Below are 15474 nucleotides of genomic sequence, written 5' to 3'. Positions count from 1 at the left end.
GTTAGATCCCTTTGCTCATCAGGTGACTGCGGAGCACGTCGGCTTCCTTGTCGGCCGCAGCGGTGTTGACGAGCACGACGGTGTCGTCGGCGTCGAATTCGCCGGCGTCGGCGAGCGCTGCGGCACCGCTGGCTGCTGCCCCGCTGCTCGCCCCCATCTCGACGCCCTCGTCCTGAGCGACCGTGACCGCACTCTCCAGGACGTCCTTGTCGTCGGCCGCGACCGCGCCACCGTCGCTCTCGCGAATCGCCTCGAGGACGAGCGACCCGCCCGCGGGATCGGCGATTTCGATGTCACCGCAGATGGTGTCCGGTACCTCGGTCGGCTCGTGCTCGTCGCGGTCTTCCTCGACGGCCTCGACGATGGGCGCACAGCCCTCCGCCTGGGCAGCGTACAGTGCGGGCGTGTCGTCGATCAGACCCAGTTCGGCCAGTTCCTTCGCCCCTCGCTGGAGGCCGACGAGACCCACGCCCTGGCCGGTCGGATACACGACCGCGTCGGGGGCGTCCCAGTCCAGTTGCTCGGCGAGTTCGTAGGCGAGCGTCTTCTGGCCCTCGACGCGGTAGGGCGTCTCGAAGGCGGCGACGGAGTACCAGTCCTCGTCGGCGATCGCGTCGGCGAAGGCCTCCGCGGCGTCGTCGTACCGGCCGCCGACGACGGACATGTCGCCGCCGTGGACGTTGATCATCGCCTTGTTCCCGAACGTCGCTCGCGACGGGACGAACGAGTGGGAGGCGAGTCCCGCGCGGCCAGCGTAGGCGGCCGCGGACTGTCCGGCGTTCCCGGTGGTCGGGAGTGCCACGTCGCTGGCGTCGTGAGCGCGTGCCGCAGCTACGGCGAGCGCGAGGCCGCGGTCCGCGACGCTCCCGGTCGGGTTTCGCCCCTCGTCTTTGACCAACACCCGGCCAACGCCGAGTTCTTCGGCCAGCGTCGGGCACTCGACCAGCGGCGTCGTCCCTTCGTCCGTCGAGACGAGCGCTTCCCGTTCGAAGGGCAGGAGTTCTGCGTACCGCTCGACGCCGTCGAAGCGACGGGCTGTCAGTGTCTCGGGCGTGACGTCGACCGCATCGAGATCGTAGTCGACGGTGAGAAAGCCGTCGCAGTCGGGACAGCGGTGCGTCTGGTCGGCCGGATCGAACGTGGCCGCACAGTCCGTACAGACGAGTTCGTGGACCGCTGAAGAGATGTTCATGGTCGTCGCTCGGACCGCGACCGACTAATCTCTGCGGGTTCGCGCTCGGTCAGCGGTCGTCGGAATCCGGTTCCGACCCGGTTTCGGCGCTCGGGTCTTCGTCCGTGGCGTCCGAGTCCTCGCCGCCGTCGGCGATCGCGGTTTCCAGCCGCCGTTCGTGCCAGGCGTATTCGCGCCCGAACAGCGCTGGCGTCTCCTCCTGGAGGTTCCAGGGGTCCTCGCCGACGACGGGGCCTTCGGCCCACGACTGGACGACGTTCCAGACGAAGATGATCTGGCCGACGAGCAGGAGGAACGCGCCGAGCGTCGTGACCTGATGGAGGAGCGTCAGTAACTCCTGTGGGGCGACGGTGACTTCGTAGCTGGCGTACCGGCGCGGCATGCCCGCGTAGCCCAGCAGAAGCATGGCGAAGAAGGCGATGTTCGTCCCGAGCATCGAGAGCCAGAAGTGCCACTTTCCGAGCGTGCGCTGATACATCCGCCCGGAGAAGATGGGGAACCAGTAGTAGATGGCGGCGAACGCACCGAATCCGATCACTCCCATCACGATGTAGTGGAAGTGCCCGACCACGTAGTACGTGTCGTGAACGAGGCGATTGACGGGAATCGACGCGAGGAAGACGCCGGTGACCCCGCCGATGATGAAGTTGGCGACGAAGCCGATACAGAACAGCATCGGCGTCGTCAGACGGAGTTTCCCGTTCCACATGGTCGTGATCCAGTTGAACGTCTTCACCGCACTCGGAATCGCGATCGCTAACGAGACTGCCATGAAGCTCACTTTTAGCTGTGGTGCGACCCCGGTCGAGAACATGTGGTGCGCCCAGACCCCGAAGGAGAGGACGCCGATCGCGAGCGTCGAGTACACGACGAACTTGAACCCGAACAGCCGCCGCCCGGAGAACCGCGGGAGAATGTAGCTGACCAGGCCCATCGGCGGCAACACGAGGATGTACACTTCGGGGTGGCCGAAGAACCAGAACAGGTGCTGCCAGAGGATCGCGCCGCCACCATCGGCGGTGAAGAAGGTCGTGCCGACGTTCCGGTCCAGCAGCAGCATGATGAGCGCGCTGCCCAGTAGCGGGAACGCGAACAGGATGATCCCCGACTGGGTCAGGATCGTCCACGAAAAGATGTCGAGGTTCGCCCAGTTGACGTCATCCCCGCGTTCGCTGACGATCGTCGCGATGAAGTTGATCGCCCCCATCGTCGCCGAGACGCCGGTGAGGTGAAGCCCTAGCATCATCAGATCCGCACCGGCGCCGACCTGTTCGACCGACAGCGGTGTGTACATCGTCCAGGACGTCTGTGACGCCGCGATACTCGGGATGAGGAAGCCGCCCCAGATGAGCAGGGCACCGGGCGGGAGCAGCCAGAAGGCGATGGCGTTGATACGAGGAAACGCCATGTCGTCGGCCCCGATCAACAGCGGGACGAAGTAGTTCGCGAACGCCGCGATGATCGGCGTCCCGAACAGGAACAGCATCGTGATTCCGTGACTCGTGAGCAATGCGTTGTAGAAGTTGGCGTCGAGGAGTGCCAGGTTCGGCGTGATCAGCTCAGTCCGCATCAACGTGATCGCGATGCCGCCCCACGCGAACGCGATGACCGCGTACACGCCGTACATGATGCCGATGTCCTTGTGGTCGACCGTCGTCAGCCAGCGCGTGATGCCGCTGGGCTTTTCCTCGTGTTCGGTTTCGCCCCCGTAGATCCCGACGTCGTCGAGCACTGTGCTCGGTGAGCCGAGTCGATCGAGACCGAGGACGCTGTACGAGCGGTTCGCCACACGGTAATCGAGCCAGAACGCGATGACGAGCAGGAGAAGCCCCATTACTGCCGCTGCCAGGACCAGCGATGACACCGCCATAGCGGGACCCAGGGACGGTCGCCGGATAGTTATTTAGTGGCAACTCCACTGTGCGCGTCACTACGCTCGGCGTACTCGCAGTAAGTCCGGCTTGCGAATTCGTCGCTCCGGCAACTCGCCGCGCGGCGGGCTGACCCCACTGTCGTTTAGTGGTCGCAGTCCGAAGCTGCTGGCATGACACGGGTCGTGGTCGTCGGCGGCGGACTGGCTGGACTGGTTGCTGCTCGGCACCTCGCCGACGCCAGCGTGGACGTGACGCTGCTCGAACGGCGCGAGGAGGTCGGTGGTCGAGTCCGCTCGACCCGCGAGGGCGGCTACGTCTTCGACCACGGGTTCCAGGTCCTCTTCACTGCGTACCCCGCCGCACAGCGGGAACTGGACTACGCGGACCTCGACCTCCGATACTTCACTGGCGGTGCGACGATCGCACATCCCGGACGCCGGTCGGTCCTTGCCGAACCCCGAAGCCTGGGCGACCTGAGCGACACGATCTTCAACACCGACGTGACGTTCGGGGACAAGCTCCGGCTGCTCACGCTCGGGCGCGAACTCGCCGGACGGGACCCCGCAGACTGTTTCGACGGATCGGAGCAGTCCATCGAGGCGTACCTGCTAGACCAGGGGTTCTCCCGGAAGTTCGTCGACAACTTCGCTGCCCCGTTCTACGGCGGCATCACGCTCGATCGGTCGCTGTCGGGCGACGCTGGCGTCTTCCGCTACACGTTCAAAATGCTCCGAGCGGGACGGACGGCGATCCCGGCCCGCGGCATGGGCGCGATCACCCAGCAACTCGCCGACAAGGCCCGAGCAGCTGGCGCTGCCGTCCAGTGTGGAACCGCTGTCGAGGCGCTCGAACCCCACAGCGACGGCACCGTCACGATCGAAACCGATGGGGAGACGCTGCAGGCCGACGGCGCGGTCGTGGCAACCGATCCGCCGACGGCGGCGGAGTTGACGGGCGTCGCGGAGGTTCCGACTGGAACGAAAGGGTGTGTCACCCAGTACTACGACCTGCCCGGGCACGTCGAACTCGACACGGGGAAGAAGATCATCCTCAACGCTCGGGACGCCGAGCCGAATCAGGTCGTTCCGCTCTCGACGGTCGCGCCCGAGTACGCACCGGACGACAGGACGCTCCTGTCAGCGACGTGGCTCGGGACGCCCGATGACTCCGACGACGCGCTCCTCGGCCGCGCCCGCGAGGTGCTCGGACAGTGGTACCCCGAGCGGCGGTTCGACGACCTGGACCTGCTCCACACCGAGCGCGTCGAGGTCGCGCAGTTCGACCAGCCACCGGGCTTCCGCCGGCGCCTTCCGGACGTGGACGCGCCGGACGGGCCGGTCGTCCTCGCCGGCGATTACACGCGCTGGTCGTCGATCCAGGGTGCGCTCGAAAGCGGTCGCGTCGCCGCCGAGACGCTACTAGAGTAAGTTCCGGAACTCGCCGAGCGGGGGGAACCGACGCGTCTCCTCGGCGTTCCCGTCCCAGACGATCGGCTGGAACCGGTCGAGGTTCGAGACGAGCGGCGAGTTGAGCCCGGCCGTGCCGAACCGGCGGTTGATCGAGACGCCCGCGACGAGCTTCGTGAACGCCGGGAGCATGAGCACGTCCGCGCCGTCGTAGACGCCCTCGCCGTAGAGATAGCAGTGCCACTTCTGGCCCTCGATGGTGATCGTCGGGTGGTCGTGACCGACGACGTACAGGGCCGCCGCCGTGTCCGGTTCCACGTGGCCGTGACAGGCGACGACCGGGCCGGTCTCGCCGTCCGCACCGTCTCGACGTGACCACTCGACGCCGTCGAGGACGTACTCGTGCTCCGTGGGGCCGTCCCAGACCACGTCGAGCATCGTGTCGTGGTTGCCGGGCGTGACGATCGGACGGGCGCCAGCGTCGCGACAGATTCGTTCCAGTGCGGTCACCGTGTCTTCGGCGAGCGAGGGGACGCGGTCGAACGAGTGGAGCAGGTCACCGGCGAAGACGACTTCCTCGGGCTCGTATCGATCGACCAGCGCAGTGAGTCGGTCGACCAGGTGGTCGCGCTCGCCGAGGGGAATCTCGACGTTCGAGGTCCGGCCCTTCCCGACGTGGAGGTCCGCACAGACGAGGGTGTCGCCCAGCACCACCGCTCTGTCGCGGACGAGTAAGTCCATTGGCGGTGGGTCTGGGTCGGGCAGCTAAATGGTTGGCGTCCGCGGGACGACGGTTAGCCCGCGTGTTTCTTCGCCGTCGTGTAGGCCTCGCGGAGGCGCTTGAACTCGTCCTCGTCGCCGCCGTGGTCCGGGTGGACCTCCTTGACTCTCTCGCGGTAGGCGCCTTTGATCTCGTCGACCGTGGCACCGACCGGGAGACCGAGGGCGGCGTGGGCGGCCTCGCGGGGTGAGAGTCGTCCGTTCTCGTCAGCCCCGAAGTCCACGTCTGGCGTCTCGAACGGGAGCCGATAGCCGAGGGCGACGCCCGGGAGTTCGTGTTCGACCAGGACTGGTTCGGTGTCGGTTCGAGCGATGCGGTAGTACGCTCGCGCGTCGAAAGTGATGGCGACGTCGCGCTTGGGGAGGTAGAAGGCGACGTGCTGGCCTTCGACGAAGTGACCCTCGGCGTACTGCTCGCCGATGGCGTCGAGGTAGTCGCGCATCTCCGCCCGACGGCGGGTCTCGCTGTCGACTTCTGTCTGGTACTCCGGCGTCTCGCTCGGAAAAAAGCGGACTAGCACGTAGAAGAGCCCAGCGACTGCCAAACTGAGTGCGAGTCCGAGCAGCGCACCGTCGACCACCCACTGCGGCAGCGTGTCCAGCGCCTCTGGAAGCACGGTGAGCGCTACGCGGCCGTCGATAAAGAAAGTCTCGAAGTCGACACTCTCCCGCGGCGGAGTGTTATCCGATGTACCTGAGGTCTTCGTCGGTCGGCGTCGGCGTCCCCTGTTCCATCTCCTGGATCTTCCTGACGACTTCTTCCATCTCCTCGGCCCGCTCTTCCAGGGACCCGAAGTCGACGTCGAATCCGACGAGGTCCTGCAGCACCGTCAGGACCGCCTGGGCGCTCTTGGGGTCGACGAGGTAGCCGCTCGTTTCGCCCATCAGACACGCCGCGTCCAGGTCGCGGCGCTCGCCGAGACCCAGGAGGAGGCCACTGACGCCGACGATGCCGCCCGCGGGTTCGTCTTCGCGGAACTCCACGCCAACGTCTTCGAGTTCGTCGACGAACGCCGTACTCGTCGCGGCGCCGAGGACGTCGTACTCTTCGATGAGTTCGCCCGTCGGCACGCCGCCGAGCGCGAACACGCGTTCGACGCCGAACTCCTCGGCGACGTCGAGGAACTGGTCGGTCATCCGGTAGTGACCCCGGTTGTCCTGGGCCTGGTGGTCGCCGGTCAACACCAGCAGGTCCTGGCCCTGGTCGGTTTGGACGGCGTGGAACTCGGCGTTGGCGAGTTCAGAGCGACCCTCGTCGATACTGACCTGGGGTGGAAAGTGCTGCGAGTACACCTTCCGCACCGGCTCGCCGTCGAGTTCTTCGAGCAGATGTTCGGCGGCGAGTTTCCCCACGTGACCGACGCCGGGCAACCCCTCGACCAGCACCGGGTCAGAAAGCTCTGGGTCCGCGAGCGCCTCAGTCTCGAATTCGTCCATACGGCTTAGTCGCGGTTCCGGCGTTTAATAGCGCGTCGATATTTTCCGTACGGATCCTCGGGATTGAACGGCGCCGGGGCACTGTTGACTGCTGGAGCGCCACACTCCGGACAGGCGTCACCGAGGGTGTACACCGGCCGGTCGTGCTCGGATTCCCAGGCAGCGCAGACGTGGATGTCTGATTTCATGGCAGTGAAAACGTGGCCGACGAACTGCCGTTACTCTTCCTCGGTGTTGCGTTCGCGGTGGTACTCGCCGGTGCCGCCGTGCTCGGCGACGACCTCGCTGGCGCGCTGGGCGCTCTCTTCGAGGTGGCTCTCGGCGGTCTTGTAGTCGGGCGCTTTCACCTTGATGCGGTACTCGGGCGCGCCGACGTACGTGACGTCGAGGTCGACCTCCTCGGGGATCTCGCCGTTGCCCTCGGCCGCTTTGAGGGCGTCGCGGATGATCTCGACGCCGTCGGAATCCGGACAGCGGAGGTCAACGTAGCCGGTGACGTTGACGTACGGGACCGACACGTTCTCGCGTGCGGTCTCGACGATGGCGTCGATCTCTTCCTCGGAGAGGTCGGTGTCGTCGAGCGCTTCCTGGCCGTGGATGGCGGCCTGCTCGAACCCGTCGTACATCGAGCCGAACGCGGCGAGGAACTCGTTGGCGATGGCCGCGTACTTCTCGTCGGCCATGTCCTCGCCGAAGGCGACGGCCATCCAGTTGTCGGCCTTCTGCTCGTTTTTCCACTCCTGGATCTTGTCTTTGCGCTGGTGGTTGTTGACGTCCTTGATCGAGAGGTCGATCTGTTGGGACTCCTCGTCGACCTCGAGCACTTTGGCGACGACCGTCTGGCCCTCGCTGACGTGGTCGCGGACGTTCTTGATCCACCCGGACGCGACCTCGCTGATGTGACAGAGGCCACGCTTGTCTTCGTACTCGTCCAAGTCGACGAACACACCGAAGTCTTCGATCTCGTCGATGCGTCCGACGACTAACTCGCCGGGCTCTGGCCAGCCACTGTACTTCATGTGGGCTTATCGTGCCTCGACGGTCTCAACGATTTCGCCTTCGATAGTCGCCAGGCCACCGGTCGGGCGGGCCAGCGTGTGACCACACACCGCACAGGAGACCTCCGTGGCGGCTTTCTCGAAGACAGTCTGTTCGTTCTCACAGTCCGGACACTCGACGGTAGAGAAGTTTCCTGCCATCGTTTACTCCTGGAACTCGAGTCGGCCTGCGCGCCATCCCTCGCGGAGGTGAGCCTTGCCACACTCCGAGCAGCGGTACTTCAGATCGGTCTTCTTCGTGGGCTTGTCCCCACCGGGCACCTTCGAGAACTTACCTTTGTTCCCGATGCCGCTCCCGCGGCGCTTGCGCTGGCGGTCGTTGACCTTCTTCATTCCCGAGGAACGGCCGGAACGGACCTTCTCGACCTCGTGTTCCTGGTGTTCGTTGCAGTGCGGACAGTACGTGTTAAATCGGCGTGGCATCTGCATAGATATCGACCTTGTGTTCCCGTATGAGAGTCCCCATTAAAACCCGTTTGGTTTCAAGCCCATCTTTTTGCCGGTCGGGTTTCCTCGCTCACTTCGTTCGCTGCGGGAACCACTCCCGGCAAAAACATGGGTGAAAAAGGCCGACGGCTCACTTCGTTCGCCGTCGGTGAACCGGCGCGCTGCGCGCGCCGGATGCTGGTGGTCAGTATAGAGGGGCTACTGAGAGGTGAACGAACACATTTCGTCATAATCACGGTTACAACCACTCCCGATTTGAAATTCTAGGCCATCAAAGCGATACCAGACACCCGCAACAACACAATCGGTTTCAGAACTAACCAAAGTATCTGCGGGAAGTAGTGACTGGTTCCTCCATTCATTGCTGTCCACTCTGGCGGACACTGTATATTCCCCAGCGGTGCTTCCCCACGTACACTCGACTGCCTCACTGTGAACGACGTTTCCGTCTTTCCCAGCAATAGTGTGTGATGAAGAGTGCACTTGTTTGCCGTCCCGCTTGACTTGAACATCGAACTCGTGTTGTTCCCTGTCAAAGTTACCAACGTCTAGATACCCCAGCTGAATTGAGGAATCCTCAAATAGAGACAAACAACCTCCACTGAACAAACTGACCGATGTACCCCCAGTCGCCAGAAATGAGCGTCGATGCATGTTTCAGACCTATGTATGTAATACTATGAATTTGATGTGTTCGCAGACGCAGTGAGCAGCAAGCATCCGCGCGACCGCAGGGAGTGCGGTTCACTGAACGCGAGGCGAAGCCGAGCGTTCAGCCTTTTTCGCCCACGTTTTTGCCGCGAACGGTGAGCGCTCCGCGCTCACCCGAGCGGGAAAAACGTGGCTTCGGAACGCTTAATGGACGGTCATACGAACCTCGGGCCATGAAGCAGCTCATCATTCACGGGGACCCAGGCATCCGGAAGAACGCCGTCATCGAGTACGACGGCGAGGAGTACGTCTGCTTCGGCATCCAGCGCCAGGGTGAGTGGCACGGTCCCGACCGCGTCCAGCTGTGGTGCACCATCGGCAAGGAAGACGAGTACGAGGACTACCAGCGCCGCGACTACATCCCGAACCACCTCGAAACCGTAGACGCCGACGCCGACGAGATCGGGGTCGTCGCCAAGAACTTCCTCTAACTGTCTCGCTTTCGTTTCACACTCGCGCTGCGACACCGCAGAGCACTGCTTCACTCCCCAGCTGTTTCCCCGCTTGGTCGTTCGCCGGCGATGCGGGGTTGATAATTTGATAGTCTATTTATAGGAGTTTGCACAGTAATAGTGAGTATGGGGGTTGCCGAGCGGGAGGTGGTGAGGGTAGCCTGGGTTCCTGGAACGCACGACGCGGCCGTAGCTGCAGGTCTCGAACGGAGCCATGGACGCCTCACCGTCTCAGAGACGGCACCGACAGACGTCGTGACTCGCATCGCAGACCGGGCGGTCGATTGCCTCGTCACTGGCCAGCAGCTACCGGAGACAACCGGCCTCGACCTGCTTCGCAGCGTGCGCGAAACCGATCCCGTGTTCCCGGTGCTGCTGTACCCTGCCAACAGTGATTCCACTGTCGCGCGCGAGGCGTTCCAGGCCGGCGTCACCGAGTACCTCCCCGGCGGGCCGGACGGCGTGTCGCCCGCGACAGTCGGGGAACGCACCGTCTCGGCCGTCGAGCGGTACCGACGCGAACGGGCGTTCGAGGCCAACGAACGGCGCTACGAGACGATGCTCGACACGGTGGGAGACGTGATTTACACGCTCGACCCCGACGGGGTCATCACGATGGTCAACGATGCGGCGTGCAGTCTGGCTGGCTACGGGACCGACGAACTCGTCGGCGAGCACGTCACGACGGTCATCGACGAGGACGACGTCGCCGACGGCACGGCACTCATCGAGCGCCTGCTCGCCGGCGAGCGCGAGCGCGGCACCGTCGAAATGGACCTCGTCACCAGGGACGGCGAGCGGATTCCCTGTGAAAACAACATCGCGCTCCTCCCGTCCCCGGACGGGGAGTTCGCCGGGACGGTCGGCGTGATGCGCGACATTTCCGAGCGGAAACGCCGAGAGCAGGCGCTGGAGGCGCTCCACGACGCGACGCGCGAGATGATGACGGCCGAGCAACCGGACGACGTCGGTCGGATCGCCAGCCGAACGGTGAGTAACGTCCTCGGCATGCCGGTCAACGGGATGTTCTGGTACGACGAGGTCACGGATGCGCTCGTCCCTGTCGTGGTGTCCGAGGGGGCCGCGACGTTGCTCGACCCGGACATCCGATTCGAGCGCGGTGATGGCATCGCCTGGGACGTGTTCGAGCGCGGGGAGGCACGCGTGTTCGCCGACGTCAGCGAGACGTCCGAGGCGTACAACCCGCAGACGGAGATTCGAAGCGAGTTCATCCTGCCGCTCGGTGACTACGGCGTCCTGCTGATCGGGTCTACCGCGCCCGACGACTTCGACGAATCCGACGTGGCGCTCGCGAAGGTCCTGGCCGCGAACCTCCAGACGGCGCTGGCGGCGACCAGTCGCGAACAGGCACTGCGGGACCGGGAGCGGGAACTCCAGCGACAGAACGAGCGACTCGACCGCTTCGCCAGCGTGGTGTCTCACGACCTGCGGAACCCGCTCAACGTCGCGCAGGGGCGACTCGAACTGTACGCCGAAACCGGCGACGAGAGCCACTACCGCAAAGCCGAGCAGGCACACGAACGGATGGGCGAGATCATCGACGAGGTGCTGGCACTCGCCCGCAAAGGCCGGACTGTCAGTGAACTCGAACCGGTCGACGTCGCTGCCGTCGCCAACGCCGCCTGGTCCCACGTCCAGACGGAAGCGGGAACGCTCCTCGTCGAAGACGCGTTCGCGATCGAGGCCGACCGGAATCGCCTCCAGCAACTCCTGGAGAACTTCTTTCGGAACTCGATCGAACACGGGAGCGCTGACGTCACGATTCGCGTCGGTTGCCTCACCGACAGCGAGTCGGACGGTTTTTTCGTCGCGGACGACGGCCCGGGCATCCCGGAAGCCGAACGCGAGCAGATCTTCGAGTCGGGGTTCTCGACGAGCGACGGCGGAACCGGGTTCGGGCTGTCGATCGTCGAGCAGATCGTGGCGGCACACGGCTGGACGATCTCGGTGACCGAGAGCCGGCAGGGCGGGGCACGGTTCGAGATCACTGGGGTCGACGCGGTCTGAGCGCAGTTACAACGGTTCCGCAGCGGTGAGTTCGCTCTGATCGACGCGATAGATCGTGACCTCGTCCCACTGTCTCGCCACCGTCACTCCCTCGAGCTGGGCCACGTCGACCGGACCGTACGTCGTCCGCTCGGCCGGCCCGACGTAGACGTAGCTCACGTTGTACTCGGTCAACAGCCGCGCCTGGTCGCCCGAAGGACCGGTGTAGATCGTCCGCACGTCGCTCGCCCGGCGTTCGTACGCCTCCTCGCCGCGGTAGCCGATCTCGTGGTGCCAGCCGACGACGGTCGGGACGCCCGTGAGGCTGGCGGCCGCGCTCGCACCGTGGCCCATCGGTGCGTTCCATCGGTAGCCGCCGGGGGCCGACACGATGGTCGGTCGTCCGGGCTGTCGATCGAGCCAGCGGATCGCGGGCGCTTCGTCGGCGTGAGTCGTCCCGACGAACAGCGTCGCGTTCAGCGTCGGATCGTCGGTTTGTGACGTCGGCCCCTCGGCCGTGAAGTGATCGGTGAGCGCGAGGCCACCGTAGATGGACGTCGCTGCGATCAACACCACGGCGAAGATCCGGAGTGTCGGTTTCCAGCGACCGCCGCTGAGTGCCAGCGACGGCCGGTGTCGCCAGACGAGGTCGGTCAGGGCTGCCCCAGCGGCGACGCCCCACAGAACCCACACCTGCATGTAGGTCTTGAACACCGTGTTCATCCGCCCGGGTCCAGCCTGTTCTTTGACGTACAGGAACTCGACGAGCACCACCAGTCCGGCCCCGGCGATGAGCAACACTGACTCGAAGCCCAGTTCGGACAGGAGCCCAGGCTGCCGTTCGTCTGCCGACTCGGTCGCCGCTGCACCCGCGGTCTCCTCACTGCCAAGCAACTGTTCGGCGTCGCCGTCTGTCGCCCTCGCTGTCCCGTTCGTGGGTTGGGCGTCGCGGCCACCGTCTGTCCGTTCAGCGCCTGTGGCGCGCCCGGCACGACCAGCGTCGAGTCGGTTAAGCGCCCAGCCGACGGCGATGAGCGGGGCGAACAGGGCGACAGCGGGAGCCTTACTGAGGACGCCGATGCCGACCACCAGCAGAAGCATGACCGCGACGCGTCCGGCGTTCTCTACTTTTGGGAGCGCGTATCTGAGGAGATACGGGACGAACACGAGCAGGAAGGTGCCGTGAACCGTGACGAGCGGGCCGAGGGCGCTCCGGTCGGGGAAGAGGCCGAGGCTACGCCCGCTCGCTGTTCCGAACCAGAACGGCCCTGAGACGACGACGCCGATGACGACGACGAGGACGCCGACCGCGCCGGCCGTCGCCAGTCTCGCCAGTTCGTCGCTCGTCCAGCGGTCCGGTCGAGCGAGTCGGTTGGCGATCGGCGACGGAGCGAGCGTCCGCGGGTCGCTCGGAGCGAAATACAGGGTCAGCAGGGTCAGCCCTCCGACGCTGGGGAACGACCAGGTGTTGACGACGGCCAACAACCCTGCCAGCGGGGGGAGCGTCGCGAGAACGAGTAGCCGACGCCGCGTGACCTCGGCTTCGGGAGTCCGATAGTAGCTGTAGAGCAGCGTCGCGACCAGCAGGAGGAACGGCGTACTCATCATGTGCGCGTGGAGGTCGCCGTTGAGCCACGCGAACAGCGGGAACTCGTTGATCGTTCCCCCGATGATGCGACTGGCGTCCCAGTAGCTGAACGCCTGCGTCCCCGTGGCCAACCCTTCGACGGGCATCGAGAACAGCCCCGCGACGAACCCGCCGAGACCGTCCGGCAACTGCCAGATGAGAAGGCGACTTGGCGTCGAGAGGTTGCTCGCGATGCCGACGAAAAACACGCCCATTAGCCCGCCGAGCCACCGGGGACTGCCTCGATCTGCGGTGATCGAGCCTGCGAGTCCGTACGCCGCCGTCACGAGCATCGCGTAGAACCCGGCGAGTGCGAGGTTGTACGCGAACTGCGGCTCGGTGCCCGTCAGCCGAGTCAACAGCGACGCGAGCAGGTGCCCGCCGTAGTAGTACTTCACCGGCTCGTCGGCGAACCACATGTCCTCTGGCGGTAACGTTTCTGCGCGGAGGAGCGACTGCAGCAGGCCGAAATCGAGGAACTTCTCCCCGCCGAGGGGGTGGACGGCGGGATCGACTGCCCGAATCGCGATCAGGAACAGAAAGGCAACGGTGAACACGCCGACGGTCTCTGCGAGGACACGCGCGTCGATTTCGACGTCTCGGACGTACACGAGCGCGATGACGAGGCCGAACAGCGTGAGGAGGCCCGCCCAGACGGCGAGTGCGAGGGAGAACTGGCCGATCCAGTACCCCGTGAGCCAGATGATCGCCGCGGAGAGGGGGAGTGCGACGCCGAGACCCCTGTCGGCCAGTCGGGGGAAGAGCGTCGCGGCGATCGGCACGCCGGCCAGGAGGAGGGCGAGATAGACGACCAACCAGAGCGCGACGAGGCCGTATGCCATCACCCGAGAGAGGCGCGTCCGGCCCTATACCTCTTGTGACTCGGTACCTCCGTCGCGATACGAGGGTGTGAAGTCGAACAGTTTTTACACTCCCATCTGATTTTTCACCACAATGAGTCGGTCTCTGGGGATCGTCGTACCAGCGTTCCGACCCGATGCCGAGCGGTTGTCCTCGTACGTCGGAGCCCTCCGCGAGCGGCTCGATCCCGCCGAGATCCGCGTCGAGATCGACGTTCCCTCGAAGGAGATGGTCGCAACGCTGGAGGACCTCCCGGTTTCCGTCGGCGTTTCCCCGTACCGACGAGGGAAGGGTGCGGCGATCACCGCCGGGTTCGAACGACTGGAAGCGGACGTGCTGGCGTTCGCAGACGCCGACGGGAGCACGCCCGCTTCCTCCATGGCGGCAGTCGTCCGGCCGGTGCTGACCGATGCTGCGGACCTGGCCGTCGGCTCGCGGCGTCATCCCGATGCGACCATCCACAGCCACCAGACGCTGGCGAGGCGATACCTCGGCGACGGCTTCGCGCTGCTCGGTCGACTCCTCCTGGATGTCGATCTCCACGACTTCCAGTGTGGGGCCAAAGCGATCGCAGCGCCGACCTGGGACCGCATCCGCGACCACATCTACGAGCCGGGGTTCGCCTGGGACATCGAACTGATCGCGATGTCCGCTGCGGTGAACCAGCGCATCGCGGAGGTGCCCATCGACTGGGAGGACCAACCGGGGTCGACTGTCTCACCGATTCGGACGACGCTGTCGATGGGACGGGCACTGTTCGTCGCCCGGCATCGCGCGAAGCGACTGCGTGATAGCCGGCTGCACAACGTGATCGCCAAGGGCCGCGAGGAGCAACCGGCGCTCATCGACCGCGACGACGCCGAGATGTAACTATGAGTGACGACTACCGACTGCTCGGAATCATTCGTGCCCGTCTGCGCGCGATCGCGTCAGGCATGCGGTTCGGTCGCTTCGTCTCCGTGGGCGTCGTCGGCTTCGTCGTCGACACGATCGTCATCACGCTTCTCACGGTCGGATTCACGGTACCAACGCTGGGTGCCAAGTTGGCCAGTGCCGAGACGGCGATCATCGTCATGTTCGCGCTGAACGAACGCTGGACCTTCCAGCGGTGGGGCGAGGCGGAACTGGTCTCGTTGCTTCGTCGATTCGTCACCTCGAATCTCGTCCGGACCGGCGGGGTCGCAGTGGCCACTGCTGTGTTGCTCGCGCTGAACGGCTGGTTCGGCGTGTGGGTGCCGGTTGCGAACGCGATCGGTATCGGCGTCGGGTTCGTCGTGAACTTCGTGTTCGAGAGCCTGCTGACGTGGCGTGTGCACACGAGCCACAGCGGGGATAATTAACAGACGGCTTCCGAATCACAACCCTTAATTGGCGGTCGGCGTTACAGAAGAGTAGCGGGATGGGATAGCCAGGAGATTCCGGCGGGCTCATAACCCGCAGACCGGTGGTTCAAATCCACCTCCCGCTATATTCTGTCGCTCACAAACCATGAGCGACGAAATCGCTGTGTGGAGTTGAAGCAGGGAGTGGAGTATCACGGAACGACCGTGGTTCAAATCCACCTCCCGCTACTTTTCAGCGACCAACACGCCGCAGCGTCTCGTCTCTGCGGCACCTGTGAG

General features: G+C 64.9%; 15 protein-coding genes and 1 tRNA gene. 6 read left to right on the top strand and 10 right to left on the bottom strand.

From position 1 onward, the window contains the following. Window position 1 precedes the first annotated feature (1 nt). A complete protein-coding gene (locus tag MU553_RS02370) occupies window positions 2-1192 on the bottom strand; it encodes a threonine synthase (RefSeq protein WP_247374654.1) in 1191 nt (396 codons plus the stop codon). 49 nt (window positions 1193-1241) lie between these two features. Further along, entirely contained in the window at window positions 1242-3062 is a 1821-nt protein-coding gene (locus tag MU553_RS02365; protein ID WP_345893346.1) for a cytochrome c oxidase subunit I, read from the bottom strand. A 174-nt stretch (window positions 3063-3236) separates the two neighbouring features. Between MU553_RS02365 and MU553_RS02360 the strand changes: the two genes are divergently transcribed. After that, window positions 3237-4493 (top strand): NAD(P)/FAD-dependent oxidoreductase, encoded by a 1257-nt coding sequence (locus tag MU553_RS02360; protein WP_247374651.1) that lies wholly within the window; start codon window positions 3237-3239, stop codon window positions 4491-4493. Here MU553_RS02360 and MU553_RS02355 read toward each other — a convergent pair. The 7 genes from MU553_RS02355 to MU553_RS02325 form a co-directional block, all read right to left on the bottom strand. Next, on the bottom strand, window positions 4485-5213 hold the full coding sequence (locus MU553_RS02355) for a metallophosphoesterase (protein WP_247374630.1): 729 nt from the start codon (window positions 5211-5213) through the stop codon (window positions 4485-4487). The genes MU553_RS02360 and MU553_RS02355 overlap by 9 nt on opposite strands. Before the next feature lie 53 nt (window positions 5214-5266). Beyond that, window positions 5267-5869, bottom strand: coding sequence for a J domain-containing protein (locus tag MU553_RS02350; protein WP_247374612.1), 603 nt, complete (start codon window positions 5867-5869; stop codon window positions 5267-5269). Window positions 5870-5933: 64 nt separating this feature from the next. Then, a complete protein-coding gene (locus MU553_RS02345; protein ID WP_247374609.1) occupies window positions 5934-6689 on the bottom strand; it encodes a proteasome assembly chaperone family protein in 756 nt (251 codons plus the stop codon). A gap of 5 nt (window positions 6690-6694) precedes the next feature. Then, complete coding sequence (locus tag MU553_RS02340) at window positions 6695-6877, bottom strand: RNA-protein complex protein Nop10 (protein ID WP_247374605.1); 183 nt, start codon at window positions 6875-6877, stop codon at window positions 6695-6697. A gap of 30 nt (window positions 6878-6907) precedes the next feature. Further along, a complete protein-coding gene (locus tag MU553_RS02335) occupies window positions 6908-7708 on the bottom strand; it encodes a translation initiation factor IF-2 subunit alpha (RefSeq protein ID WP_247374587.1) in 801 nt (266 codons plus the stop codon). Window positions 7709-7714: 6 nt separating this feature from the next. Continuing rightward, the gene (locus MU553_RS02330) at window positions 7715-7888 is read right to left on the bottom strand and encodes a 30S ribosomal protein S27e (protein WP_247374584.1); all 174 of its coding nucleotides are present in this window, start codon (window positions 7886-7888) and stop codon (window positions 7715-7717) included. Window positions 7889-7891: 3 nt separating this feature from the next. Beyond that, window positions 7892-8176 carry a 50S ribosomal protein L44e gene (locus MU553_RS02325; RefSeq protein ID WP_247374580.1) on the bottom strand — a complete coding sequence of 95 codons (285 nt, stop codon included), beginning with the start codon at window positions 8174-8176 and terminating at the stop codon, window positions 7892-7894. 902 nt (window positions 8177-9078) lie between these two features. Between MU553_RS02325 and MU553_RS02320 the strand changes: the two genes are divergently transcribed. After that, complete coding sequence (locus tag MU553_RS02320; RefSeq protein ID WP_247374577.1) at window positions 9079-9336, top strand: HAH_0734 family protein; 258 nt, start codon at window positions 9079-9081, stop codon at window positions 9334-9336. Window positions 9337-9483: 147 nt separating this feature from the next. Continuing rightward, window positions 9484-11385: a PAS domain-containing sensor histidine kinase gene (locus MU553_RS02315; protein ID WP_247374574.1), complete on the top strand. Its 1902-nt coding sequence runs from the start codon at window positions 9484-9486 to the stop codon at window positions 11383-11385. 6 nt (window positions 11386-11391) lie between these two features. Here MU553_RS02315 and MU553_RS02310 read toward each other — a convergent pair whose 3' ends face one another. Beyond that, a complete protein-coding gene (locus tag MU553_RS02310; protein ID WP_247374572.1) occupies window positions 11392-13833 on the bottom strand; it encodes a DUF2298 domain-containing protein in 2442 nt (813 codons plus the stop codon). A gap of 112 nt (window positions 13834-13945) precedes the next feature. On the opposite strand from MU553_RS02310, the gene MU553_RS02305 reads away from it, so the two are divergent. From MU553_RS02305 to MU553_RS02295, 3 genes are all read left to right on the top strand, one after another. After that, window positions 13946-14722, top strand: coding sequence for a glycosyltransferase (locus tag MU553_RS02305; protein WP_247374569.1), 777 nt, complete (start codon window positions 13946-13948; stop codon window positions 14720-14722). Window positions 14723-14724: 2 nt separating this feature from the next. Then, complete coding sequence (locus MU553_RS02300; protein ID WP_247374567.1) at window positions 14725-15192, top strand: GtrA family protein; 468 nt, start codon at window positions 14725-14727, stop codon at window positions 15190-15192. Between the two features lie 53 nt (window positions 15193-15245). Further along, a tRNA-Met gene (locus MU553_RS02295) sits at window positions 15246-15320 on the top strand. The last annotated feature ends 154 nt before the right edge of the window (window positions 15321-15474 follow it).

The sequence above is a fragment of the Halorientalis brevis genome (assembly GCF_023077655.1).
This window is presented reverse-complemented; position numbering and strand designations above follow the sequence as displayed.